This is a genomic window from Mesorhizobium sp. M1027, assembly GCF_040318745.1.
Taxonomy (GTDB): Bacteria; Pseudomonadota; Alphaproteobacteria; order Rhizobiales; family Rhizobiaceae; genus Mesorhizobium.
This window is the reverse complement of record NZ_JAMYMW010000005.1, coordinates 146,470-172,063: the sequence shown is the minus strand read 5'-3', so window position 1 is coordinate 172,063 and position 25,594 is coordinate 146,470. Positions and strand designations below refer to the sequence as shown.

Sequence of the window (25,594 nt, the reverse complement as noted above, 5' to 3'; positions counted from 1 at the left end):
CGGAAGCGCGGCCGGGTCTTGTCGGACCGCACCCGAACCTTGCGCTGGATCGCGTCGTTGCTCAATCCGGGCCGTGCGAGCGATCTCCTCGCTCGTCGACCGGAAGGCTGTGCAGCAGCAGCCAAGCCGAACAGCCCGATGTCGCGGACTTGACAAAACCGACCACGGATGTCGGTTGTCGGACGTTGTCCTAAGAGTGATGGACAGGTGATCATCAGCGGCGGGCCTAGTGCAGGCTGGCATTGCTTGGTGCAGCGCCATGGGTACGCCTATCCGGCACGCGACTTGCTTCGACAATTTGATCAGCAGGGCATCAGCAGTGCGTCACGGAGCTCAGAGGTGATTGACCAGCCTCTCAACCCTAACGGGGATAAGCGGCGGCTTTGCTTCATGACCGCAGCGCGGCGGAGATGCCCCTTCTGATCGACTTCGCAACCGATCTCATCCGCGCTGATGCAGGTGGGCTGTATCAGGCGACAGAATCTAGAAGGCGCCCGACAAGAGACGTGCCCATGCTGGAAATCGACTTTATGAACAGCGGTGCAATCTCAATCGAGCCATGAACGCCAATGTAGAGAAAACAAAATGGCGACCAACCCCGTTCCAGATCATGTCCCGCCCGAAATGGTGAGGGACTTCAGCCTGTTTACATCGCCAGGGATGCCACCAACACCCAACGGGGATCCACACGCAGCTGTCGCTTGCGTACATGACGGGCCTCCGATCTTTTACTCCCGCTACAACACGCAAGATGGCCGGGGTACCTGGGTCATCACCCGTGCCGCGGACCAGCGGAAGGTGCTGCAGGACGCAGAGACTTTTTCCAGCCATCGCAGCATCTTCTCCTCCATACTGGGTGAAAACTGGCCGACGATCCCGCTTGAGCTCGATCCACCGGCCCATGGCGTCTTTCGCTCACTGCTCAATCCGCTGCTTTCGCCAAAGCGGGTGTTGGCTTTGGAACCGGCTGTCCGCGAACGGGCGGTCGAGCTGATCGAAAGGATCGCCGCGTCGGGCACAAGCTGCGACGTGATGAAGGATTTTGCCTTTCCTTTCGCGGTGAGCACCTTTCTTCGCTTTCTGGGGTTGCCCGATGACCGACTCGATACATTCGTCGGCTGGGGGAAAGATCTGCTCCACGGCGACGATAAGGAACGACCTGTGGCTGCCCGGACGATCGTGGCATTCATCGACGAACTTGCAGCCATGCGCCGCCAGGAGGCGGTTGACGATTTCATGAGCTTTATCGTGCAGGCACAGGTCGAGGGCCGCCGGCTGACGGACACCCAAGTCCGCGGCATCGGCGTGCTTGTCTTCGTCGCTGGGCTCGACACGGTCGCAGCAGCTATAGGCTTTGACTTGGCGTACCTCGCGCGCAACCTCAAAGATCAGCAATTGCTGCGGAGCGAACCGGACCGCATCCCGCTCGCAACCGAAGAATTGCTGCGGGCCTATCCGCCCATTCAGTTGATCCGCGTGGCTACGAAAGATATCGACTTCGAAGGCGCGCCGATCCGGAAGGGGGACTATGTTTCCTGCGCCACGATGATTGCCAATCGTGACCCGGCGGAATTCGAATGCCCCAACACGATCGATTTGGAGCGGGAGGACAACCGCCACGCAGCGTTTGGCTATGGTCCCCACCGTTGCCTTGGCTCACACCTTGCCCGGCGGGAGATTGTCATTGGCCTGGAGGAGTGGTTGGCGCGCATCCCGGCTTTCAGGATCAAGCAGGGTACGGCACCGATAACCTCTGGCGGCCATGTGTTCGGGATCGAAAATTTGATCCTGGACTGGTCTTAGGCCCGCCCCGACCCGGGGCACAGACAATGGAGGCAGCGCCATGCGCATCATCGTCCAAAAGGCCAAATGCCAGGGTCACGCGCGATGCGCGGCGCAAGCGCCGGACATCTTCAAGCTTGATGACGAGGGCTATATCCTGCCTGGTGACATTGAAGTTGCGGAAGGGGAGGAACTGCCTGCATCGCGGGGCGCGCGATCCTGTCCTGAACGTGCGCTGGAACTCACCCGCTGACGCTTTGAATCAGACGTCATTCAACCAAGAGTCTGGCGGGCTTGAATGGGGTCGACCATGTGGCCGCACTGGAAAGGACGGCACGCGACCTCTGTCCCAGCACCGTCCACGTCCAACTCCGCGGGGGCATTCCCGGCGCCGAGGTGTTCCCCATGAGGCGCAAACTGCAGGGCAGGGGTTCGCGAACACCTCTTCCAATCACAGAATTTGCGTCAGAGCCGATGGACCAGACGAGAATTGCCGAACTACTCGACGCGAGGCGACCCGGAGTGCCATACCGAAGAACTGCCCGACCCATGTTGCGGCAGGCCGGGTCTCTGCATGATTTGATAGGACGAAACCAGGAGAACGCACCATATTTGCCCAACATTATGCCCGGCTCAGCACCGGCCAATGGCCGCACATCGAGCTGGAGAGGAGGTTCGACCAGCATGTGCTTGCCTGTGTGCTTTCACGTGCGCTCGAGGAGATCGATGCCGGCGAGGCGACGGCGACGGAGGCAACGGGACTTTCGCGCGCCGAGTTGCGCGATGTCCTGGTCCGCTGTTTCCCTGCTTTTCCTATCAACGCGTTTGCCTTGAAAGAGGTGAGCGAGCCCGAGCCGGATCTGGAAGAAGAACTTCTGCATGGACTGCTGCTGGCGCATGCCCGACATGGCGACCCGGCGAGCGCCCGCTTCGCCAAGATCATCGCCCGGCGTGCCATGCGCAATGACCACCTCTGGCAGGACCTTGGCCTTTTTAATCGAACCGACCTCGGCCGCCTGCTCGCCTCGCATTTTCCGACGCTGGCGGCTGGCAACACCCAAAACATGAAATGGAAAAAATACTTTTACCGAAAGCTCTGCGAGGCCGAAGGTTTTTCGCTGTGCAGCGCGCCCAGTTGCCGGGAATGCAATGATTTCGAAAGCTGCTTCGGCCCGGAGGAAGGCGAAAGCCGCCTCACACGGATCAAGGACGGCATCGCCTCGGATTGAGCGCCGCTTTCGTCAATGCTACGGCGCCAGCGCTCGCGCCGCGCCATATGTCTCTTGTCGAATGTCGACGGACGCCTTCGAGGAACTTGAATGCTGTGCGCTCGCGATGCTCGCTTCGGCGGGCCGTCATCATGGCGGTGCAGGACCCGACCCGCACCATGCCGCGATCACATCCGAAGGAACCGGACCATCGTCATCTTGTCCGCGGTCGCGTGCAACTGCGCATAAGCGAACTTGGACGTCCGATCGATGGCAACGAACAGGCGCAGCTTGTCCTCGGCGGTCTGCCTGGGCGATATCGATGTGGAAATAGCCGATCGGATAGGCCTTGAACTTCTGCTTGGCCGGCTAGTCGGCGCCCGTCTGCGGCAACCGCGAAATGCCGTGGCGCTGAAGGCAACCATGCAATGACGAGCGCGTCAGATGCGGGATCGTCGGCTGAAGGGCATAGAGACAATCATCGAGCGGCAAGAGCGTGCTTGCGAAAGGCGACGATGGCGGCTTCCTTGTCGAGCGACAGCACCGTCGAGTGCGGCTCTCTGGGACCGTCGGAAGGTCGGCGGGGTCGAGGTCCGGTTGCGCCACTTCGCGACCGTCTTGGGATCGATGCCATAGCGCTTGGCGAGCTTCTTCAGGCTCTCTTGACTATTTTGTATTGCTCGACGGATCGCCTCTGTCGTCGTGGCGCGGCCGTGTAGAACCTGACCCATAGTGCCTCCTTCCATTCCGTGGAAAAGATCGCACCATTAAAGCCAGGGATCAAACATCTAGCCTCCGATAACACTCACTTATCGCGGCCTACATCGCGTATTCGAATGCTCGAAGCCAAACCATCCTTTATTGAGGAGCCAGAGTTCTAAACAAGATTCTGAGCCGCGCTGACGTTTTAGCGAAAGACGATTTGAACTCGTCCATCAACTTCGGATTCCGTTGGACGTCAGACTCAAGCTGCTCCAACCTCTGATAACTCGTTTTCAAATGCTCGCGAGTAGTATCGGGGATTCCTTTTCGAGCCCGGACCTTGGTCAGCCACGCCTCAAGAGCCGACAACGCTGAAAGATATACCGTTCAAGACAAAATTTGTACGTCAATATAGCTTTGTGATGAACTCCGGCCGATCGCCGTCGCTTTGTCCATCCGCGTCCGCGCTTCGGACAGGCAACGTCCAAACAGACAATGAAGGTCGGGACTGTCGGGAAGCGACCGCCCGCGGCAAGAAGCTCGGCTTCCGCAGCCGATCGATTGGAGGCGGGACGGGTGCCATCACCCGCACTCTCGGTCTGCTTGGAGCGATTTTCGCCTGGGGCATCGAGAATGACCGCGTCACTGCGAACCCGGTACGGGCGTACGCGCTTTGCCGATGCTCAGAAGAAGGCGCTGCTGACTGCAACCAGTATCGCCTCCTCGCAGGTAGCCTGAGGGTGCTCGAGTGCAAGCGCGACCGCAACAACCAGCCACTTCACAGCCTGACTGGTATCGCCGGCATCCGCTTCATCGCCATGATCGGCGTGAGGAAGGAGAGTGCGAGCATCTCCGGTGAGAACGAGGTTGATGCGAACGGAAGCTGCATCGCCCTCGAAGAGACAAAGACAGGTTTCTCGCTCCGTCCGCTTGGTCGCGCTGCGTTCGCCACCATCGATGATCTGGACCCGATTTCCGATTTCGTTTTCGCCGCCGAGGCAAAAGGCGCCGGCTACAAGGATTGCCCGGTCTGTGGCGCACGGTCCAGAAGACAGCGCGGCAACTGGCGGCGGCCGCCACGGGGAGGTTCCTCCGCAGCCCGCAGCGCTTGACGGAGTCACCTTGCACAGCCTCAGGCACAGTTTCGCTGGCATTGCCGAAGGGCGCTTCAATGCCCACGATCGCTGCGCTCCTTGCCGCAATCGCGTCGGTGATCACATCGCCATACTCGTGCGCGGCGAGGCGCCGACCGCCCATATCGTACAGTTTCAGCCACGCGGACGAACTAAGACTACAGAGATGCGGGGTGCGGCGAAGCGGCGCGAGGATGCGGGAACCTCGAGTGAAATCAAGTCGCGAGCCGCATAACTGTCACGCACCATGTCCTGCCGAAGGGCCACCGACTCGCTCAATCCCGCGGGGCGGCACACGCAAACACGCGTAGGCGTCCGGACGAACCCGTCTCGCAGAATTACCTAATAGCGTCGCGCACCGCGTTCACCAGGCTCGCCGTTCCCTTGCCTGCCGCGTAGATGGGATCGCGACCGCCTAGAGCATCCTTGACGCAGAAGAAGGCCTGGTGACTGCTACTTCGCCACGCGAACACGAAGATGTCCGCTGTCCTCGCGAGGTTCGTAAGGCTCGAAGTGCACACCGTGTCAGAGTTCACCTCGACGGCGCAGGATGGGAAGAGCTCCCTCAGCGCTGACTTGGCGCGCGCGCCTGCCGCCTCCGTTAGGGTGTAAATTCCGATCGTCTTAGCCGCGAGCATCTCGCCGGTTTCGGCATCGTCGGCCGCCTTAAGGGCCGGGCGGAGGTCCGCAATGGCGGAAGGATCCACACCGTAGTCACGGGCCAAAAGCTTGATCGGCAAGAAATCGTGGGTGCCGAGCCGATGCGCAAAGCCATGCGATTGACTAACGACTTTGAGAAAAAATCGCAATCTGGCTTCGTTCGCTTCACTAGAGGGCGCTGGCGAAATCGCCAGAGCTTCGCATACGTCCAAGGACCACGCCAAATTGGCATATGACGCCACTCGATCTTGGATGGCCTCAAGGTCGGCGACTGTCGTCACATACTCTTGGGTGCTGAGCCCAAACTCGAGCAGCGCGGCGAGGATCGTACTCAGGATCTCAAGATCTCCGCGGGCCACGGCTTCGTCCATTGCGATCAGGAGCAGGATTACAGTCGCCAAAGGCTTAGTTGATTGCGTGGTAGGCTCACCCTCCGGGAAAAAGGCGGGCACTATAAGTGATAGGGAACGTCGCGCTACGTCGGCCGCGCCGTCGCTGAGATTCCCGATCAGGTTGGAAAATTCCCTGCAGAGCTGGACGTTGGACCGCAACGGAACGGCGTTCCACATCGCCCGGTCGTTAAGGACCTCGGCTTCTGCGGTCTCGGGAGGATATCCGGCAGCTAGACGCCGAGCCCAGCGCATCCAACCGGCTGGTTCAAGAGGCCCTTCAGTCTCCGACTCTTCCGAAGGAGCCCCATCGCGCAGGCTCTGTAGGCGCAAAACGAGGGCGCTTGGCAGATCCTCATGAACCGATGGTTGAGCGTCGAATGTGTCGAGCAGCCTGCGTCGGGCTTCCGCCGTGCCGATGAATTGGACGCACGACAGGAGCACGCTGAGCGATTTCCGGTGAAGCGGCTTGGCTAAGTAGAGTTCATATGCCCGATCGTACTGGCCGTCTTCGAATGCTGCTTCGGCCTCGTCCGGCAACTGAGCGACTGGCCCACCCTGCGCCTTGTCCACGACAGCGGACTCGGGTTTGTTCGACGCGCCGATGAATGCATCAGCCCAGGTTGCGTCCTCCGTGGGAAGTAGACTTAATAGCCCTTCGAGAATGGTGGGGTCCGGCTTTGTCTGGATGCTTTCATAGAGAACGAAGGCCTTTACCACGCGGCGTGTTCGGACGCCGTGGCGCGACGCGAACAGCCTCGGAAAGGGCTTGGCGACCCGCTCTTCGAACGCAAGGCGAACCGCTCGGGCGTCGCCTGCCACCTCAGCTTCATCGACATAGATTCGATAAAGAGCCTCGATGAGGTCCGACAGGGTCTGTGGCGGGAGGGGAAGGTCAGCGAGAGTTTTGATCGTCCAGTAGTCGCGAGCGATCTGCTCCCATTGGCCGAGCCCGGCCATGAGCCGGATATCGAGAAATCTGAGGTTCTCCTCGTTCAATCGGCCAGAGCCACGGAGTTCAGCAATAAGTGCTAGTGCACTCACTTCATCCCGAGAGAGCAACGCACGTTCCAGATCGGATCGCACCCGGCCTACGGGTCGCGGTTCGGTTCGGCCTAGATGAGGGCGTTGGCCGTCCAGCTTTGCCAGCAACGCGAGGCGCTCGCCTATTTTGTAGCTGTCGGGCCCCTTGAAAGCCAGGACTTGCTTGCCGAAGCGGGTCCGCATTGCCTCTGCGCTGGGGTTTGCAGAATCGGCGACCTGCAGGTGGGAAAGGTATGATGGTCCGAACCAAGCGCGGAGAGTTGCTCGAAGTCGCTGCTCGCCTTCTTTTGTTGAGGCCGTGGCATACCAGCCGGCTACGGTCCCATTGCGGTACAACGGTAGGATAATCGGCGCGTCGGACGCCCCATCCTTCAGCCTCAACAACCACGGCAGGACGGCGTCGAGCCTATCCGCGGGGGCGGCGCTTTTTTCGATGTCGGCCCAGATCAATTCGTTCGGCGCGCCGAAGAACCGCTCCAGCCACGGGCGCTCGGTTTCGGAAAGGCCGGCAATCATCCCTCTGACCTTCCATAGGATTCGAAATTCACTCGGGCCTCAGCGATCCTTTGGAGGGCCGTGTCGTAGACGACGGTCTCATCGTTAAACTCAAGGCCGCGATACGTGAGGTTCATCGATCCCGTCAGGAGCCCACGTTTCAGCAGAATGCCTTTGACGTGCAGATGTTTGCGCCTAACAATTTTCAATTTTTCTGATAGCCCACCCTCCTCAGCGCCAACCGTTAGCGCGTCCAAAAACGCGCCATTGTGCTCGTCAAAATTGGTGGCGATGCCAATGCTGGTCCCGCGTGCCATAAGATAGAGCGCAATCTCAATAAGACGCACCTCGCGCGCGCCCCATTCCGGATTGACGGCACTGAAGCCTCCGGCGCGGTTGTCGAATAACACCACATTGCTGATCCAAGGGCTGACCAGCCACGCGCGTTGTCCTCCAGGAGAAATCAGTTCGCCCAAAAACATCATCTGAAGCAGTTCGCGAACCACGTTCTGGCTGGTGGCGAGGCTCTTGAAGATGCGTCGACTTTCAAACCTCATTGCACCGCCTCCGCGATATCGAGGTCGATCTCGAAGGCGTCCTGTACACGCCGCACCGCCTGAACACGGGCGTAAACAGAGAGATAGTCGGCTTGTACGGGGTTCGTGGCGAGAAAGCTCAGCGCGTCCGCTAGATCGGATGCCGCGTTCATAGGGCAGATCAGGGTCGCGGCACCTTCGATTGCCAATCGTGCGAGGCACAGTTCTTCCCAGCCCTCAGTGTGGATGGCGATGACTTCAAGCCCGCGACCCAGGTGGGGTTTCAGCAACAGTGGCTCTGCGGACGGCAAATCGCGGAAAGCTGAATACAGACTTAAGCCAGATCGGCGGATGTGGGCGCCGCGAGGCCAGAGGAGGCTGTAGATGACGGAAAAGCGCCACTGATCGGGGTTGATAGTAGGGACCTCAATGCCAGCGTCGACGAGCGCAGCGTCGATGTCAGCGCGGCGTGCGAGGCGATAGGCGATGACGCGCGCATCCAACTCTACGCCGAGCCGTACCTCCTCCGAAGACCAACGAGTCAGTGCCGCGAGCAGGAAGCTATCGCTCGCAGGCCCGGACCCAGGCCGCAATATCCTATTTGCGAGGGCGACAATAAACGCGTGGAAGGTGACATACCCTTCTGCCGCCAAGGTGTGCCTCAGTTCGGTGAAGCGAACATGGCTCTGCTTAGCGCCATATGCTGACCGATATCGGGCCGTAACATCAGCAATATCGCCACCCGGATGCGTCTCCAATTCCTCAAGAAAGCGAACCATTTGGAAATCGCTAAGCAGAAAATCATTGTCCCGCAGAGCGGCGGTCATGAGGCTGAAGAACCGGCGAGGATCATCCGCATACTGCTTCAGAACATCTTCGATCAGGCCATTGCCGCCTGGTGAAAGTTCACTGATCCAGACTTCGCGCGACGAGGCCGCGAAGACATCGTCTGGCTCGCGCGGCCCGGGGTCGATGTCGGCGACCAGGCTGTCGACGTCAATATCGGGGCACAGGCTCGCGATGGCATTCATCGCCGCCGCCGCGACCGTGACCGAGAAGCGTTCTTGTAGCCATGGCTCCCAGGATTGACTGACCGGGATCCAGAGGATCGCCGCCAGACTGTGGAGGTCGGCGACGACGGCGGGGTTTGCTAGGTGGATCGAAAGGGACTGACGCAGCTTGTCTTGCGTGTTGCCATGGGCGTCGGCGTCGTCGACGACGGCCGACTGGAAAAGGATTGTCAGCGTCGCACCGAGCGAAAGGTCGGCGACATCGGTTGCGAGGTTTTCCGCCGCCTCTCGCAGCGAGATCGACTTGGCGATGGCTTCGTTCGACAGGGCGGCGAGCAGAAGATGAGCCAGCCATTCCCGCGCGAAGACGTTGTCGACGCTCGCCAAGTACGGCCCACGGGTCGCCTGGTGATGGAAGCGAGCCGTACGCATGGCGCGATAGAGGGCACTGCCTTCACCCCCGAGCGATGACCAAAGCGCCTCGGGGTGAGCGAGCTTCAAGCACAGCGCATCGGTGTTGAGGCTGTATCCGACGGCCGCTGGATTGCCGTCAGCCTCGAAAGTAAAAGTCTTTTGAGCAGTGCTACCGTTTTTGTACTTTATCTCGGCCGCGCTAGCGACCGCAAAACGCCGAACCTCCACTGGGGCGAGGTTTTGGTGCGTGAAGAATCGAACCTCAGAGACAAGGCTCGACCAAGGGTCCCGTTGAGGCATCTCAAGGACGAGACCGCTCGCCCGCGCAACGATCTGAGTGCGCCACTCCAGTCGAGCCTGGGAGGTGTCGAGGATGTTATGCGGCGTCTGCTCTGTGATGATCCGCAGAGGTCGATGGACGGGGTAGCGGAAGATGCCTATGTCCGTCGTCACCGCCCACTCGCCGAGCGGCTCTGCCTCCAAGATCGACGCCAGGGCAACGCTTTGGCGAGGACTAGTGTCCAAGGTGGGACACACCCAGTGCCGCTCCGCCGCGTGGTTCAAGGCGAACCGGCGAGAGACCCTGCCGGGCGCGAAATCGCGCATCGCCTGCAAGATCGGCATCACCTGAGGAGCGGGGGTCTGTCCGCCCCTGGAAGGCAGAGCGATGAGGACTTCCGGCAAGTTCAGATCGCTGAACAGGTTGGCGGGCGCGAACTCCGGCAACGGGGAGTTATTAATCACGGTCTCGGGGCTGGAGCCCTCGGTTCGCCACGCGGTTTCTAGCCGTCGAAGGGCTGTCGGCAGGACCTCGGTCAGAAGCGGACGGGGATAGTCCCAAAGGAGAAGCGCGACTTCCTTGTCGTCAAGCCGGAGTGCGCGGCCGAGAAAGGCTGCGTAACGGTCACGTTCAGCGGGTTCACTAAGGATGCGTGTGATGGCGCGTGCCATCCGGGCTTGGCGGTCAGTATCGGCGCGCCAAGTGGTCGGACCGCTGAGGTTTCGCCACACGCTACCGTCTGACGCCGCGTCGAGTTGTTGGCCTAAATAGTCGAGCGTCGCGTAAACCGACTGGATCCGTCGGACGTAGCGGTTGCCCGTCGGCAGAGTTCGCACCGCCAACTCGGGATCGAAAAGAAGATCGTAGCCCTGGTAGGCGATGCGGTCGCGCCCGTAATCCGATAGGACCACAATTGTCCAAGGCCGCATCCGGCGGGGGCGGCCGGCCCGGCCTTTCCTTTGCAGAAACTGAGCGACATCCCGGGGAGCCTTGTGCTGAATGACGGCCCCAACTAGGGGGTCGTTGTATCCAACTTCCAGGGCGGCGGTGGCCACGACAATGTCGAGGTTCTGACCGACGCCCGGATCCAACGACATGACACGTCCGACGGCCTTACGGTCGCCGCTATTCAATTCGTGCCCGATATCGAGCGGAGCCTGCCAATCCTGGCCGTGACGCTTGCGCAACAGACTTGCCGCTGGGCGTCTCAAAATGGCCAAACCGCCCTGAGGGTGCTTCTGGGTGTCGAAGTTCCCCCATGAGTTTCGGCCCTCGGCATCCAGCATCGCATAATACATGCGGTTCGTGACATCGAGGTCGTCGGTGAACAAGAACAGGCGCTCGCCGAAGACACCGTGGCTCTTTCGCTCGCGTGGGTTATCCAGAATCCTCGAGGTAAGCATCGCGGCCTGAATCGTGGTCGACATAAGGGCCGCCTGAGATACGGGGTCGCCTCTAAGCGCGAGCATGTACTCGGCGCCCTCGTCGATCATGTCCGATGCGATCGTCGTAATCTCGACCGACGCCTGCTCTGGAAGGCCCGTCAGCTGGGCCAGGAACTTGGCGCCATCTCGCAGCGTTGCCGACAACCCGACAAAGCTAACTGGCTTTCGTAGCAGCGTGCGCCAGCGGCGCAAAAGGAACGCGACCTGCGCGCCGGAGCGACCCGAGTAGGTGTGGACTTCATCCAGCAGCATCATTTCGACGGGGCGCTCTGCTTTAGCGCCCAGCCCAAAAAGGTGATGTGTCTCGGAGTCCGCCATCCGTTGGTTCAGCATCTCCGTCGTGGTGAAGAGGATGTCCGGGCTCTCTGAATTCAGACGCTCACGGGTCAGGATGATCTCGTCCTCCCGGATGCGATGGCCACACGCATCGCAACGGAGGTTCTCCAAATTCCGGTTCCGGTCCTCGTTGAGCCAAACCAAGTTGCCCTGACAGCCCTCTGTCGGGCACCGTATCGATTCACAGACAATGCCATCCCGATGATCGGGCCACTTCCCGCGTTTCTCATCGCCGTACCCGTGCTCGGCTGCCTTCATATTCACCGGCGTAGGGCCAAAGAAGGTGGCGATCAGGACCTTTCGCTTTCCCTGAGCGGCCAAAGTAGCGTCGAGAGCGCGTGCTTGGGAGTAGACCTCGGCGAATTGGTCCTTCAGGAGCTCGTTGCGGGGGTATAGAGCGAGAACCTTAACCCAGCGGGTGCCCGACCTATCACGCCGAATATGTGCGGCGATCTGCGCCATTGCTGGCAGGTAAAAGGCCAGCGTCTTGCCACTACCGGTTCCCGCACTCACCAGGGTGGCCTGAGACGATGGGCTGTCGAGGCCAGAGAGAATGCGTTTGGTGGCAGCCACCTGGAACTTCGACAGCGTGAAATCAGAACCGTAGCCCCGTACGAGGGCGTCGAGTGCGCTGCGGGCCTCGTGATCACCAACTGCTTCGGCTATCTCGGCAATCGCGGCGTCGGCCGAGATGGTTCGCTTGGGATATCGCCGGCGTCTCCAAATGAAACGGAAGTCGGCGACCAGCGTCGGCGCGTCCTGCCAACCGATCGGGCCGGAGTGCTTGGGAAAGAGCTGCCGTAGCCGAAACATTAGCCTGACGCCCTCGGCCATCCTCGATCGAAAGCGCTCTCCGGGTTCCTCCCCGACGTCGAAAACCAGAGTCCGCTGGAGGAGCTTCTCAAGCACATCCGAGGCGTGAAGAATTGTTAGACCATCAAACGAGGGGAGCGCGTTCAACACATCATCGATGATCTCTCGAAGCTCTTGGCCGGTTAGGAACGCGTCGACTAAGCCCCATGAAAGCAGACGAGCCTCTTGCTGCTCTATCTGGTCCAGGACGGTGATCAGCAGTGCATCGTCGGGGGTCATGGCTGGCGCGAGGCCCGGATCAGATAACCTTCCGTAGCTTTGTTGTCGGCGAGCCACTTCAACACTTCGGCGGTCAACAGGGCTAGCGGAGCTCCGCCGCTCTGAACCGCAGCCAGAAATCGCTTCACTTCGGTGCCAACCGCGAAATCAAACTTCTCTGAGATCCGCACCAGATCGCTCGCAAGTTTCTTGGAGGTCTCAACGGTTGCGGCGCTCGTAGGCACTGTCTGGAAAAGAACCGAGAACTGGCTGTAAACCTGATCGTACTCGTTAAGAGCCTGCACATTTTGCGGCGTGCGGGCGATCCGTTTGTCGATCACGCTTGGCGTGTCGCCAGAGTAGACAGCAGTGCGAAAATCTCTCCAACCGTCCAGGAGAGCTCGCTCGATGTCGTTGATCGCCGTGTCTCCGTCGCTCAATAGCGACGTCCATCCCGTTCCCTTCTTTAGGGTTGCGGATTTTTTCTCGGTCCGAAACTTTTCCCTGACTGTGGTGGCTCTCTTTCGAACATTGCTGAGGCTTGTCGGCGGCTGGATCTTGACGCCCAAGCCAGAGAGCATTGTCTGCTGCCTGACTAAGTTCGCAACGGCCTGCGCTGACGTCCCCAGCTCTTTTCGCAATACCGCCAGATCGCTGGCCTCCTTCGCGTTCGCCGTGAGACCTTGAAGTCGAGTCAGCTTCTGCCGAAGCGCTGAAACGCGAAATGGGAGTGCGTCTTTCATTGGAACTCACTTACGCTGTCGTTGGCGAGTAGGGTCAAGAGCGCGTCAATCTCGTCTGCGATTTTGGCCGGATTGGCCTGTTCGTGAGTGGAATAAACACGGTCGACGGTCTGCTCGGCGCCGGTGACGATGACATCCACGATGTTTAAGAACGAGACGGTGCGGTCTACCGATGAGAGATCCAGTGAACCGAGAGCGTTGAGCACCTTGGGCAATTGCTCGGCGTTGGCTTCATCAACGAGCGTCGCCTTGTTGACGAGGTCCACGATTGGGGTGCTTCGGAACTCTATAAGGCGCCGCTCGAAGTCCTTCAGACTAATGTCGTTGCGGGTCCAGTTCGACGTCGACATTAGCAAAGACGCGACCTGTTCAAGCTCTTCGATGAAGGCGCTCTTGTCGAAATCGGCATCAATGTAGCCGCTCAATTGTGCTCGGAAGTCGCGTAACTTCCGAATGACGCTCTGCAATTGAGCCCACAATCGCTTCGCGTTTAGCGGGCTCAGATAGGCTCGCGTCTCCGGGTTCAGGTCCTCTGGCAAAGCGGTTTCCGCCTCGATATCCTTTTCGCCGGCCGCCAAGCTGTCTAGAAGACGCACGCCATCTAGGCCAAAGAGCACCGAGCCGGTTCCCTGGAATGTACCCAGGAGATCAAGCAAGTCCTTCTGAAGAGTTTTTCGGGCCGGTGCGCCGTTCACGTCGCCCCAAACGGAAGTTCGAACCTTCTCCCAGCCTTCGTCGAAGGCCTGGGGCTCCATGGGTGGCAGCTGTTCGAATGTTGCGGCGAGGAGGGCCGGCACGTTGTTCAGCTTCACTGGCGGCGTGAGCCCGGCAACGCGAGCCTGCATGATGAGCCCCCTCGTGATCGCGCTGATTTGGCGACTTGCCTCATCCAAGAGCATGGGCCCAAGTTGCGCGGCTAGCTTGTCAACGAGGTTGCACGTTGCAACGTAATCATCGTCTGCACCCTCGTAAGCCCATCGCTGTTGGTTTCGCGTGTACCTCAAAGCTCCGAGCATAGCGGCGCGGATCCGGCCGTCTTCATCCTCGAAGCGCTCACAGACATGAAGGACCCGCTTGGCGGGAGCGTTGCCCTTGGCATTGGCGATGTGGATTGAGCCTGGACGGATCGACTGCGGTCGTAAACGCAGAGCCGGCCAATTGATCGCGTCCTTGATCATTCCTGCCAACGCCGATCGGATAGCGTTGGCCTCGGCCTGCCCCAATGGGGTTCCGGCCGACCAAGCATCGACTTTGGCTTGGAGGTCGCTGAACCAAGGGTCAGGACCTGTTGCGGCGCGGGAAGGGGCAGGTGTACTGCGCGCTGGCCTTAATGTGGCGGCAGTCGGCGTGGCTTCGACGGGTTCTTCCGGCGCCAAAAAAGTGATGCCGTCCAACTCCGCCGGCGTAGGAAGCCCAAACCCCTTAAAGATGCCTGGCGGCACGCCTGCGATGCCTTCAGACGTCGTCGGGTTTCCGCCCCAAATGGCCAACAATGGGCCAAGGCGTTTGCGGTTCGCCTCCGTCTGGCCCGCCCGTCTGACCCAGCCGACGAGCCAGGAGTTCGGGAGCACGGCCTTCTGATCTGCGGAAGGAAAGGCCTTTGCCTGGAACTCGCTGCGTAACAGCAGCGTGTTGCGCAGGATGAAGTTGATAACCTTGCGGGGGTTAAGGACCAGCTGCCCGTTTTTGACCAAGTGTGCGTCAACTAAGGCTGTGATTGCCTGTCGATTGAAAGGAAATAAGGGATGGCCAGCACGCGATGCCCCGAAGGCGCCAAGAAGGTCCTGGGCAGCGTCGTCATCTTCGTCGCGCCACGTGCCAAGCCAAGAGCCTGCGGTCTGCCCATCAGAGTCGGCGAACTTCCGCCGAAGAGAGTCCTCGCCCCATCGCGCAGCGTTCAGATAGGCGCCAACGAGTTCCACAGCGGATGCTCTGATCTCCTCGTCGGACAGATCGCGACCGCCAACCACCCATTCGCGCTGGGCTCGCGTGTAAATTGTCTCGCGAAATGCGAGCACGCCGTCGGTCAGGGCGATTGCAGTCCGCATCGTCGCGCGCACTGTCTTCCCGTCCCGTTCGCCTTCCTGGATAGAAACTTTCAAAAGAACGTCTTGAATGCCTGAAAGGGCTGCGAAATCCTCCACGAGCAGAACGAGTTCCTTTCCCTCATCGAGAAGAGTCTTCCGAACTGCAAGAATGATGTCTTGTAATGTGATTCCGCCCGTAGACTGTTGGAGTTGAAACACGTTTCCGATTGCAGGGTCGATAGCCTCATTCAGCAGATCTATCGCAACAACTACCCGGGCCGGGTCGGCGCTGGCCACGATCGTTTTGTAGTACTGACGAACTGGAAAAGAGGCATCACCCAGATTCACACTATTCGGCAGGACGAGATCGGCAGGAGTGAACTGCGTCTGATCGACGGCCTCGTCGTCGGCTTCGTTGCGGCCCCGAAGAGAACGCGAAACCACTCGCGACAACACGTTTTCTACGAAATGCTGCGAGAGGGCCGGATCGGAAAAGAGCTTCGGCAAGTCCCTCGCGTGACCGATCTTGGGTCGAAGGTCTGTCCGTTCTGGATGTCGCTGGGCCTCGGCCTCCAGCTTCCTGCGAATATCGGCCAGCGCGTTCTCTAGATGCGCCCGAAAAGTGACGGCAGCGGTCGCGACGTCGACTTCGGCGACGGCCCGCTTGAGTTCCTCACTAGCGTCCTTATACCGGGCGTTGTCCTTGAGGGGCTCGAGGATCAATTCCACAACGTTCCGAAGGCTCGCGCTCTTTGGGATACGGATTACGTGAAGCTTGTCGCGCTTCGGTGATCGCTGGAGCTGCGCGTCAAGCCAACGAATGATATGAGATTTCCCCGCACCCGAGGCGCCGGTGATCGGAAACAAGAGGGTCCCGCCCGGCACGTTGTCCGTCAGAAAGGCGTCTAGCAGATCCTGCTCGCTGACAACCGTGTGCGTGCCGGTGCCAACGTCGATCGTCACCAACGATGAGGGCTGGTGGACTGCCAAAAGAACGGCGACATCCGCGGTCTCGGCCTCGTTCTTGATGCAGGCGTTGACCTGGGATTCCAGTGGCCAGTAGTTGTCCAGCATTACGCGGCTCCGGTACGGGCGGGGCCGCGACGAATGTATGGGAAGGAGCGCCAGCGGCGCCCTCCGAAACCTGTCATCTGAAGGCCTTCTTCGTTGTCGTCTCGTTGTTCGAATTCGAGTTCGGCCGCGTCGACAAGGCGTTCGATTGCCCTGGAGAGCGAAGTCGACAACACGCCCTCGGCGGCAGGCTCCCAGGTCGAATCCTTGAGGGTTTCCTCGACCCGGGCGCGGTACAGGCCGGTGTCGAGCACCGGTAGAATGTCCGCTATTTTGGCAAGGAAGGCGCGGGCGGGGAGCGGCGCGTTGCTGTCAAACACGTCGTCGAGGACCCCTCTGAGGGCCTCAGTAGGATCGACAACGAAGAGCGGGCCTTCGCGGCTGAAGCCAAGATATGTCATCCAGGACTTCAGCGTGTTGTAGCGGGTGTCGTTCTGGAGCATCCGCTTTTGCGGGTCCTTCACCTGGACCGCCTCCAAGGCCTGAATTGCGGCATGGTTCGAGGTGTCGAGCGTGTATACGTCCTGCGCCAGCATCCAAGACAGACCACGGCTCAGGTCTGCGCTTCTAGAGCCCTCTTGCTCCCAGAATCGAGCATTGTTTTCGGTCAGCAACGCGATCTCGCGCGCGACGGCTGGTAGCAGCGTCTCCACTTTAGAGACATCGCTTCCGAGGCGAGATCGATAAGGTTCCCTCAGCGCCGTGAGATCGTCGACCGTCTCGAACAGACCCAGTTCTAACCATCGCAGAAATGACCCGTTCAGCTTCGACTTCTCGACAATTTCGAGATCACTCCCGCACATCGCGAGGAGATCTCCGCGCGACCGGGGCCCGAAGCGAACCGACGCTCTGACGAGCGTGATCAGCGTGTTCACCTGGCCGTCGCTGGCTTGGTTCAGCACCGTCATTGGCGTGCTCCCGAACGGAACTGCTCTAAAGTCAGCGTATTGGCTCCGACCTCACCCAGTCGCCGACCGGGATGATATGGATCGGCAAGCGATGCCGAGGCAACAATAAGGTGCAGCGCCCGCGACATCTCAAAAACATGGTGTGGCGGCGAACTCTGCTCCGAAAGAATGCTCACTCGGATCAGTGGGGCGGTAGACGGGTTTCTGACCTCGTCCTCAAGCGTTTCCAGCAGCACCATTCCGCTGGGTGATCGTCTGTGCAGTGTCTTGAGCGCCTGAGTCGCCGACCTAAAGCGGCGCGACACAGCAACCTCGCGCGCGTTGAAAACGGCGACCGCATCCGACGCGATGGATACTGCAGTTGCGTCGTCCCAAGGGTCCGGAAGGGTCAAAATGATCGGGGCCGCAGCTGAAAGATGCGGAAATTTGGTCATCCACGCCGAGATGTCCTGCCTTACTATCCGCTCGATGCCTGAGACTGCCGGTTCAGCGTAATCCATATTGGTGACGTCATCGCGCCGGTGGCTGGGACAGCCGCCACACGCGCTTGAGACAATAACGGCTCGGCCAGGCGCGTAACTCTGGTAGAGGCCGTGCAACAGTTCCCCGATCTCGTAGTTGCCGCTGATCAACGAGCTGAGCAGTCGGCCATTATCCTCCGCGGCGACAAACGCGCGGGACCGCTCTGAAGCGATCAGCGAGGAGAAACCTGCCTTGTCAAGGTGGTTGCCGAAGTTCACCTCGATGATACAGCGCGTGTAGTAGAACGCCCAATGATCCTCAGTGCGACGATCAAAGTCAGCGTCAGTCTCATCAGTACTCTGCTCTAGGACTTCTGGGGCCATAGCGTCCAGGTCCAACAGACCCGCTCGAGCCATCATGATTAGGGTTCGCATGTTCCAGGCCTGATTGTAGTCGGTCTGGCGGCGAAGTTTGGGTGGCACGGTCGAGACATCGAGCAAGAACCGGCGCCCCACATTGTTCAATTTCGTGGCGTTTCGATACATTGCTTCCCAGCGATCGAACGCGAGTTCGTCACTGATCAGCGATGGCGAGGCGATTCGTTCTGCGACTTCGACATCCGCCTTGCCGTATATCATCAACGATCCTGCGGGGGCACCGTCACGACCACCTCGACCGACCTCCTGGTAGAACCGATCGACCGTTTCGGGCACGGCGGCATGTATCACGGCCCTTACATCGCTCTTGTCGATGCCCACACCGAACGCCGAGGTTGCGACGATGATGTCTATCAGATTTTGAGACCAATCTTCGATGATCTTCAGCCGTTCGGAGTCCGGTGTCTTGCCGTGGAACGTGGCGACGCGGCCGAATCCTTCCGCCTGAAGGCGCCGGCGCCAAGATCCAGCGTCAGCGCGCTTTGTGACGTAGAGGATGAGTGGGCGAGGAGCGTGGCGGACCGCCTCGAGTATTTTCGCTTCTTTGGCGGCGGAGTCGTCCTCTCGGTGTATCCAGTATTGCGGCTCGGGGCGAAGGTGGACGGACGCGACCATCTGCACGAACTCCGGCGGTCCAAACAGCGCGTCGATCGTCCCGATGGCATCCGGCGTGAGGGTGGCGGACATCAAAATCGTCCGGAACGGTTCGTTCCGGCACTCTCGTAGCAGGCCGCGACGAATGCCCGCGATCATCTGGAATGCGGGTCGAAAGCCATCGCCCCACTGACTGAGCAAATGTGCTTCATCAACGATGAAGTAGTCGAGCAGACCGGCCTTTGCAGCGTCGTATAAGGCCGGGAGCAAGGCACCCGTCACGGCTTCCGGCGAACAGTAGAGCACCCCCTGGCGTCCTTGCCGAATAGCCGCTTTGATAAGATTCTTCCTCTCGACAGAGAGGCCCGCATGCCAGGCGAGGTGGAGCTCCCCTGCGCCGGTACGAGCCCTTGCGGCCAGCCTTTCTGACATCTGCCGAGCTTGATCTAGGGCGAGCGCTGTCGTCGGCACGACGCAGAGCGTCAGACCGCCCTCGAGGCCTCTTACCAAGACCGGCGCTTGCGCGACGAGGCTTTTCCCTGAACCGGTGGGCAGGCAGACGATGAGAGTGTCGCCGGGGCGCATCAAAAATACGCTTCGCACTGCCTCGCGTTGGCCCGGCGAAACGTAGGAAGCAAAACCGCTGGGCTCCGCCAGGAAGGGGTCTATTGGGGTGGTCCAATCCTTGCGCACGATCGCTTGCCGAAAGACATCCTCGAACACGGGGACGTCTGATCTCGACAGCCAGGTCGGCGCCCATGGCAGAGCTTCGATCAGCAGGTCGCGATCTGTCTGGCTATGGGCACTGACCCCGAACCGGGCCCATTCCGATTCGCTGGGCCAAGGATTCGTCAGTGGCACCCTAAATTGCGCATTCGCGCCGGCCTGCAGCGACTCCCGCCGCAAGATGTGCTTGAGGATCGGAATAAGGTCAGCAATCGGCAACGAGCCACGGCTAACGCTCGCTGCCAGAAGGATGTGCCGCGCCCTTTCGAAGAGGCCGTCTCGCGCGCTCGCTGGAACAGGGACAGCAGGCCAGCCTGCGAGGACTTCGTAGAGGTGTTCGAAATCAAGAACTGGTCCAGTCATGCACGTGCCAACGCTGCAGCGACCGCCAAGTTCTTGCCGATGAACGATGCGGTGACCGCGTCGAGCGAGACCCGTGGCGACCGGATCCCGACGATCAATTGCTCGGACAAGCCTCGCTCAAGTTCGAGATCACGCAGGTCACCGACTTCCGAACGATGCGCGCGAGCTTGCAGCAGACCGAGGCGCGCTGCATCGGCCATTTCAGCGCGCCGGGCCGCCTCATCTAACCCCTCGTTCAAAAGTGGAAGGGCCCTCAGGCATTCCTCCGCTCGCACTCGGGCTCGGCGACAAACTTCCGGCCATTCCTCTATATGGGGAAGCCCCATTTCCCTTAGGATGCGCCAACGCCTGGGATTCAAGTTGAAGTCCCGCCCGCCTTGGTCGCCGGCCTCGATCGCATAAGGTTTTGACAAAGCGGCGATCAATGCCGCATCCCTCACTTCTAGCAAATCGGCGTCAAGCCAGAGGGTATGGAAGAAGGGTGCCAAGGCCATGTCGCCCCTGCGGCCGACGGATGAGAGCGCCGACGACGTGAGATGACCAGCTAGGTCAAGCACCTCCACTGCAGGCCTAACATCCGTTTCGACGACGAAGTCAAATCGAAAAAAGAGAGGGCCGGCCCCATCCGGGGTTCCTAGCGCGTGCCGCCACACCCCTGTTGAACGACCTCGTTCGTCCCGCTGAGTGATATCGCTGAGACCTGTGAGGAGCGGATCACCATACCTCAGGACCCGAGCGCGAGCGGAACGCCCCTGCCGCGAAAGAGCCGAAAGGCGTCGATAGGTATACGGGGTGGTCCAAACATCGCCACCGACGACCCTCAGCTCAGTGTCGATCGCCGGTCGGCACCGTTGCACGAACGCTTCGAGCGGAATGAGCGTGTGGCGATCGCCCGTCAAATACCGGTATCGGAAAACGCCTCCAGGCGCCGATGAAGCTTCCCTCGCGTCCCGCGCATAGGGATCCTGTCCACGGTCAAACTGCAGCGTTGTTTGCACCCACCCGCTAATGTCAGCTTCGATTTGACGCCATTGATCGTCGAGGTCCGAGAGTGCGTCGAGAGTTTCGGCCCGCGGGGCACCGAGCGCGTCCAATGCGTCCTGTTCGTCGATGCTCTGGATCTCACGCTCGATACGTCCGTCGTCACCGCCGTCTTGTCGGAGAAGTTCCTCGACTCCCTCTACGCCCTCCGCGAGCAACAGCTTGGGCAGGTCTTTGACCACTTCCTCGGTCAGATACTGAAGGCTTGCGATCGATCGATCGAAGACCTTGAGCCCGTCATCCAGGTAACGTGTCCAAGCGACCTCGAGAGGATCACTGTCGCAACAAAGCGCGAGTGATTTGACGGCGCGACCAGATCCATAGCGGTCTACTCGCCCCAGACGTTGTTCGACGCGGTTGGGATTTAAGGGCAGATCGAAATGGACGACGACCTTTTCGCCGCCCTGGAGGTTGAGCCCTTCTTCGGCGCGGTAGTCGCAGACGAGTACCGGTCGGCTCAGGTCGTCGCAAAACGCCCGCCAAGCCTCGCCCGTGGGATCGTGTCGATCGACAACGACCCCAAGACTCGTAGAAAGGCTAGCCGCCAGCGCGTCAGCGGTCTCCGGATCAGAACAGAAAACGATAAACTGCACCTTCGGCAATGATCGCGCGTCAATCGCCCGCGCAAGCGCCTCAAATCTGTCAGCTGACCGTATGGGATCCGTCAGCGCGGCCGCGGCTCGCTGATATATCTCGGAGGCACCCAGGTCTGACGGCGACCATCGTTGGCGGACGCCATCGCAGGCGTACAACCTATATCCCAATCTTTGTTCAGCGAGGTCGAGCGCTGCGGTGAGGCGAACTGACCCTGGATCGCTGAGATTTTGTTCCGACATCTCCGCAAGACGCCAGTCTTCGGCGAGATCGGCCGCCCGCGATGTGGCGACAGAGGTGTAGTGGACCTCCTCCAGGCCCGCCCGATCGGGCGTCACCCCGTTGACGCTCCGCCGTCGATGACGCAGAATCCGTCGATGCAGTCGATAGACCTCGCTCAGGTGGTCTCGAACCTTGGCGATAGCTTCGACGAGTTTGGGGTCGTCCTCAGCGGGCATTTTCGTGAGAAGCTCCCGTAGCCGACCGGTCTCCTGCCCTAGACGCAGGTCGTCCGGGAACAATTCCAAGAGTTGGTCCAAAGTATAGTCGAGGTAGAGGGCGTTCTCAGGAGTGAGGGTGGCGACAATCTCGGCCAAGGCCTTCCGGCTTTCGATGCGGCGCCGGAACGCTTCCTCGCTATCGAGCGGATAGCCCTGGGGGTCCAACAGATGCAGCATGCGGAGAAAGCCACGTTCGTTGTGCAGGGCAGGCGTCGCGGAGAGGAGCAGGACGCGCTCGATTCGCGGGGCCGCTTTCACTAGAAGGTCGTAGACCGACACCGATTCCTTAGCTCCGTCAGTAGCGACGTGATGCGCTTCGTCGATTACCAGCATCGTCGCTTTCGCGACGTGCGAGGCGATGCGTTCACGGCCAGAGAACGGCTCGACAAAGATCGCCTTATCAAGCAGATCCCCGAGGAAAAACTTCGCCGACAGCTCCATCCGCCATTGGGAGACCAACGCGTCTGGTACAATCACAACGATGTAAGCCGTCTCGCGATCGTCGAGAATGCATTGGCGGATCAATACGCCCGCTTCGATCGTCTTACCCAGCCCAACCTCGTCCGCGAGTAGGTACCGCTGGACCGGATCCTGCAACACCTTCCGCACCACCTCGATTTGATGAGCCTCCAGATCGATTGCCGATGAAGGGAGCGCGGACATCCCTAGCGCGGCCGAACGCTGTTGCAAGAGCGTGCGCACGAAAGGGCCCCGTCCATCACCGAAGCGCGGCGTCTCGCTGATTCCAGCACCCAAAAATGACGTTGGATCACTTATCGAGCGATCCCAGCGGACAAAGACCTTAGAGATCGGTAGGTAGAGCGTCTTGCCGTTCGGGAATCTGACCAACTGGCTGTCGCCGTGGTCATCAAGAACCCGACCTACTTCCCAAGAGCCGACTGTAGCGTCGGCGGCATAAACTCGAGTTTGAGCGGCTATCGAGACGGAGCGGAGTTCCGACGACGAGCACTGCCTAAGTAAGGGCTCCAACATCGGCGCATCAAAATATTCAACCGTGCATGTCGGTCCGTCCTGCGACAGCAGCTTGCCGATCCCCCAACCGGCTAATTCACCAGAGATCGCTTTTACGAACACGCAAGATCGCTCGCCGGTGTGCGTAGGGTGCTCGAACCTGCTCGCCGTGCGAAATCAACCCGCTTTAGAATCATTGTGGTCCACCCCCTGAGCAGACTAAACCATTCACGCCTCAGCTAAGCAACTTTCAACATCGCTCCCAACGTTATTTGGAGGCGTTATGGCGCTTGGAACATCTTATCGAACGTCGACGCTTGGCCGCAGGCGGCCAAAGACGCGTTATCCGGACGCGTTGATCAACGCTCTCGACTAAGGCGTCAATATGCCAAGCCGGCGATCCCGCGACCTAACCCAGACCAATACCGGTAGTGCCGCAGCGACCATCCATAACTTACCAAGGATCTGCCCTAGGAGAAGATCGAGACTTCCGAACGCGAGGGTGAGAAAAACGATGCTGTCTATGATCAAGCCCACCACACTGCTGGCAGTCGCTGCTACAACAAGCCGCGACGTTGTAGCGGCGTGTATACAAAAGATCCGCCGTCTCCGACAGGGCGAAGGCGGCCGTTGAGGCGATAACCAACATAGGAGGCGCAAAGAAAGCCGAAAGAACCGTACCGACAGCAATGGCGGCAAAGGACCAGATGAGGCCGAGCCGTCGCTGGACAAGATCGCGGAGAACCAATGCTGCGCCAATCGCGAGAACGCCGCTGGGTGCTACAATGCCCGGCGCAACCGGGATGAGGCACGGCCCATCCGGGGCACAGACAGTGCCACATTTCCGATGAGCCAGTTGGCAAGCGGGATTGTGCAGGTGAAGGCGACCAGGAATAGCGCGCCTTCGATCCTGCGTCTGGTATCCAGATTAGACATCGACTGTCTCCCGAACCACTGAGCGGAAGTTTTGATATCCTCGGGCGCGCAGTTCACAAGCCGGGCACTCGCCGCAGCCACGACCCCATTCGTGGGTGTGCTCGACGTCGCCATTGTAGCAAGTCAACGTGCGGTCACGGATTAGATCTAGCAGGGGAGTTCCCCCTAGATGCTCCGCAAGAGACCAAGTCTGCGCTTTGTCTACCCACATCAGTGGCGTCTCTAGAGCGAAGCGGCTCTGCATGCCGAGATTGAGGGCAACTTGAAGCGCCTTGATCGTGTCATCTCGACAGTCTGGATATCCTGAGAAGTCGGTTTCACAAACGCCTGTCACCACATGCTTCAGACCTCGGCGGAAGGCCACTGCGGCGGCGAAGGTGAGGAAAACGATATTACGACCGGGCACGAAAGTGTTCGGTAGACCGGAAGACGTTGTGGCAATTTCAACTTCACGCGTCAGCGCAGTGTCGCTGATTTGGCCGAGCACCGACAGGTCAAGCACACGATCCTCACCGAGCTTTGCGGCCCAGGCCGGAAAAGCTGTCGTCAAGCCAGCACGGAACTCGATACGCGCGTCGAGTTCTACGCGATGCCGCTGACCGTAGTCGAAGCCAATTGTCTCTACTCGCTCAAACCGGTCGAGAGCCCAAGCCAAACATGTAGCGGAATCTTGACCGCCGGAAAAAAGTACGAGCGCGCTTGAATTGGACATTATTGTGTTTCCGTACCGTAGAAACTACAGGCTCCCGTGTCGCTATCGCGTCTTACGGTCACTCGCCATAAGTTCGGACAAATGGGGGCGACTTTCCGCCAGATCCACGACGAAAGGTTTTCCATTGTCGCGGGTCCAAGGTCATTAATCTCGTCCAGAAAGCGGTGGTCGAGACCATCTCGAGCCTCTTCGAGAGCCTGATCGAGCAGTCCTAGATCGATGACCATGCCACTCTCCGGATCAGGACGGCCGCGGACGACTACTTCTGCGCGGTAGGAATGCCCATGAATCCGGCGGCTCGGCTCGACTTCAACCTGACGTTGGAGCGTGTGCGCCGCGTCGAAGCGAAACTCCTTGCTCAGTTCGTACATTATCTGATCCCCATGAATTTGTGAGTTTGGAGAGATAGGCGCCAGTGCGGATGCTGCAGGCAATAGGCTATCGCCGCGGCCGTATTTGTTTCGACCATAGGACCGTCGAGAGGCTGCAGAAGGAAATGGTCAAATGCGAGATTCTCAAAGATCGCAGGATCCAGGCCCACTTGCGGAAACACCAGTTTCAGTTCATCTCCCGTTGTTTGCGCTAAGGTTGTCGCACCCTTGGGACTAACGGTTATCCAGTCAATCTCATCGGGGGCCGCGAGCGTTCCATTGGTCTCTAAGGCAATTTCGAACCTGCGACCGTGGAGTGCCGACACAAGCTCATCCCCAACCTGTAGAAGCGGTTCGCCGCCCGTGAGAACGACAAATCGCTCGGACGTCCCGGCGCCCCACATATTCTCGATGGCGACTGCCAAAGAAGACGCATCGCTGAACCGCCCACCACCAATGCCATTGACGCCGACAAAATCGGTGTCACAAAAATTGCAGACAGCTTTTGCTCGGTCGCGCTCCCGGCCACTCCATAGATTACAACCCGCAAACCGGCAGAAAACGGCCGGCCGCCCGGTGTGACGACCTTCGCCCTGCAGCGAATAGAACATTTCTTTTACTGCGTAACTCAT

Annotated in this window: 15 protein-coding genes and 1 pseudogene; 4 read left to right on the top strand and 12 right to left on the bottom strand. The window is 59.7% G+C overall.

Annotation, left to right across the window (positions count from 1 at the left end):
* Positions 1-585 precede the first annotated feature (585 nt).
* From NKH50_RS11720 to NKH50_RS11710, 3 genes are all read left to right on the top strand, one after another.
* Positions 586-1,803, top strand: coding sequence for a cytochrome P450 (locus tag NKH50_RS11720; RefSeq protein ID WP_352615343.1), 1,218 nt, complete (start codon positions 586-588; stop codon positions 1,801-1,803).
* Positions 1,804-1,843: 40 nt separating this feature from the next.
* Entirely contained in the window at positions 1,844-2,035 is a 192-nt protein-coding gene (locus NKH50_RS11715) for a ferredoxin (protein WP_352752948.1), read from the top strand.
* 355 nt (positions 2,036-2,390) lie between these two features.
* Positions 2,391-3,011 carry a nitrogen fixation protein NifQ gene (locus NKH50_RS11710; RefSeq protein ID WP_352879121.1) on the top strand — a complete coding sequence of 207 codons (621 nt, stop codon included), beginning with the start codon at positions 2,391-2,393 and terminating at the stop codon, positions 3,009-3,011.
* A gap of 173 nt (positions 3,012-3,184) precedes the next feature.
* Here NKH50_RS11710 and NKH50_RS11705 read toward each other — a convergent pair.
* Positions 3,185-3,721: pseudogene (locus tag NKH50_RS11705) on the bottom strand (transposase family protein); the annotation flags it as partial.
* 393 nt (positions 3,722-4,114) lie between these two features.
* Here NKH50_RS11705 and NKH50_RS11700 point away from each other — a divergent pair.
* On the top strand, positions 4,115-4,804 hold the full coding sequence (locus NKH50_RS11700; protein ID WP_352878841.1) for a hypothetical protein: 690 nt from the start codon (positions 4,115-4,117) through the stop codon (positions 4,802-4,804).
* Positions 4,805-5,163: 359 nt separating this feature from the next.
* On the opposite strand, the gene dpdD is transcribed toward NKH50_RS11700, so the two are convergent.
* From dpdD to queE, 11 genes are all read right to left on the bottom strand, one after another.
* Positions 5,164-7,434, bottom strand: coding sequence for a protein DpdD (gene dpdD, locus NKH50_RS11695; RefSeq protein ID WP_352878838.1), 2,271 nt, complete (start codon positions 7,432-7,434; stop codon positions 5,164-5,166).
* Positions 7,431-7,970 carry a phospholipase D-like domain-containing protein DpdK gene (dpdK, locus tag NKH50_RS11690; protein WP_352878835.1) on the bottom strand — a complete coding sequence of 180 codons (540 nt, stop codon included), beginning with the start codon at positions 7,968-7,970 and terminating at the stop codon, positions 7,431-7,433. Before dpdK ends, dpdD begins: the two co-directional genes overlap by 4 nt.
* Complete coding sequence (dpdJ, locus tag NKH50_RS11685; protein WP_352878832.1) at positions 7,967-12,526, bottom strand: protein DpdJ; 4,560 nt, start codon at positions 12,524-12,526, stop codon at positions 7,967-7,969. Before dpdJ ends, dpdK begins: the two co-directional genes overlap by 4 nt.
* Entirely contained in the window at positions 12,523-13,248 is a 726-nt protein-coding gene (locus tag NKH50_RS11680) for a hypothetical protein (protein WP_352878829.1), read from the bottom strand. The genes dpdJ and NKH50_RS11680 overlap by 4 nt, the downstream gene beginning before the upstream one ends.
* Positions 13,245-16,349 (bottom strand): protein DpdH, encoded by a 3,105-nt coding sequence (dpdH, locus tag NKH50_RS11675; RefSeq protein ID WP_352878826.1) that lies wholly within the window; start codon positions 16,347-16,349, stop codon positions 13,245-13,247. Before dpdH ends, NKH50_RS11680 begins: the two co-directional genes overlap by 4 nt.
* The gene (dpdG, locus tag NKH50_RS11670; protein WP_352878823.1) at positions 16,349-17,254 is read right to left on the bottom strand and encodes a protein DpdG; all 906 of its coding nucleotides are present in this window, start codon (positions 17,252-17,254) and stop codon (positions 16,349-16,351) included. Before dpdG ends, dpdH begins: the two co-directional genes overlap by 1 nt.
* Complete coding sequence (gene dpdF / locus NKH50_RS11665; protein ID WP_352878820.1) at positions 17,251-19,836, bottom strand: protein DpdF; 2,586 nt, start codon at positions 19,834-19,836, stop codon at positions 17,251-17,253. The genes dpdG and dpdF overlap by 4 nt, the downstream gene beginning before the upstream one ends.
* Positions 19,833-23,066 (bottom strand): protein DpdE, encoded by a 3,234-nt coding sequence (dpdE, locus tag NKH50_RS11660; protein WP_352878817.1) that lies wholly within the window; start codon positions 23,064-23,066, stop codon positions 19,833-19,835. The genes dpdF and dpdE overlap by 4 nt, the downstream gene beginning before the upstream one ends.
* 805 nt (positions 23,067-23,871) lie before the next feature.
* Positions 23,872-24,591 carry a 7-cyano-7-deazaguanine synthase QueC gene (queC, locus tag NKH50_RS11655; RefSeq protein ID WP_352878814.1) on the bottom strand — a complete coding sequence of 240 codons (720 nt, stop codon included), beginning with the start codon at positions 24,589-24,591 and terminating at the stop codon, positions 23,872-23,874.
* Positions 24,591-24,962 (bottom strand): 6-pyruvoyl trahydropterin synthase family protein, encoded by a 372-nt coding sequence (locus NKH50_RS11650; RefSeq protein ID WP_352878811.1) that lies wholly within the window; start codon positions 24,960-24,962, stop codon positions 24,591-24,593. The genes queC and NKH50_RS11650 overlap by 1 nt, the downstream gene beginning before the upstream one ends.
* Positions 24,962-25,594, bottom strand: a complete 633-nt coding sequence (queE, locus tag NKH50_RS11645) for a 7-carboxy-7-deazaguanine synthase (protein ID WP_352878808.1) — start codon at positions 25,592-25,594, stop codon at positions 24,962-24,964. The genes NKH50_RS11650 and queE overlap by 1 nt, the downstream gene beginning before the upstream one ends.

Coding starts and splice junctions, on each gene's coding strand:
- dpdH (WP_352878826.1), bottom strand. CDS start 16,349: ATGCTGGACAACTACTGGCCACTGGAATCCCAGGTCAACGCCTGCATC.
- NKH50_RS11715 (WP_352752948.1), top strand. CDS start 1,844: ATGCGCATCATCGTCCAAAAGGCCAAATGCCAGGGTCACGCGCGATGC.
- queC (WP_352878814.1), bottom strand. CDS start 24,591: ATGTCCAATTCAAGCGCGCTCGTACTTTTTTCCGGCGGTCAAGATTCC.
- dpdF (WP_352878820.1), bottom strand. CDS start 19,836: ATGACTGGACCAGTTCTTGATTTCGAACACCTCTACGAAGTCCTCGCA.
- NKH50_RS11650 (WP_352878811.1), bottom strand. CDS start 24,962: ATGTACGAACTGAGCAAGGAGTTTCGCTTCGACGCGGCGCACACGCTC.
- dpdK (WP_352878835.1), bottom strand. CDS start 7,970: ATGAGGTTTGAAAGTCGACGCATCTTCAAGAGCCTCGCCACCAGCCAG.
- NKH50_RS11720 (WP_352615343.1), top strand. CDS start 586: ATGGCGACCAACCCCGTTCCAGATCATGTCCCGCCCGAAATGGTGAGG.
- NKH50_RS11680 (WP_352878829.1), bottom strand. CDS start 13,248: ATGAAAGACGCACTCCCATTTCGCGTTTCAGCGCTTCGGCAGAAGCTG.
- dpdJ (WP_352878832.1), bottom strand. CDS start 12,526: ATGACCCCCGACGATGCACTGCTGATCACCGTCCTGGACCAGATAGAG.
- NKH50_RS11700 (WP_352878841.1), top strand. CDS start 4,115: ATGAACTCCGGCCGATCGCCGTCGCTTTGTCCATCCGCGTCCGCGCTT.
- queE (WP_352878808.1), bottom strand. CDS start 25,594: ATGAGTTACGCAGTAAAAGAAATGTTCTATTCGCTGCAGGGCGAAGGT.
- dpdG (WP_352878823.1), bottom strand. CDS start 17,254: ATGACGGTGCTGAACCAAGCCAGCGACGGCCAGGTGAACACGCTGATC.
- dpdD (WP_352878838.1), bottom strand. CDS start 7,434: ATGATTGCCGGCCTTTCCGAAACCGAGCGCCCGTGGCTGGAGCGGTTC.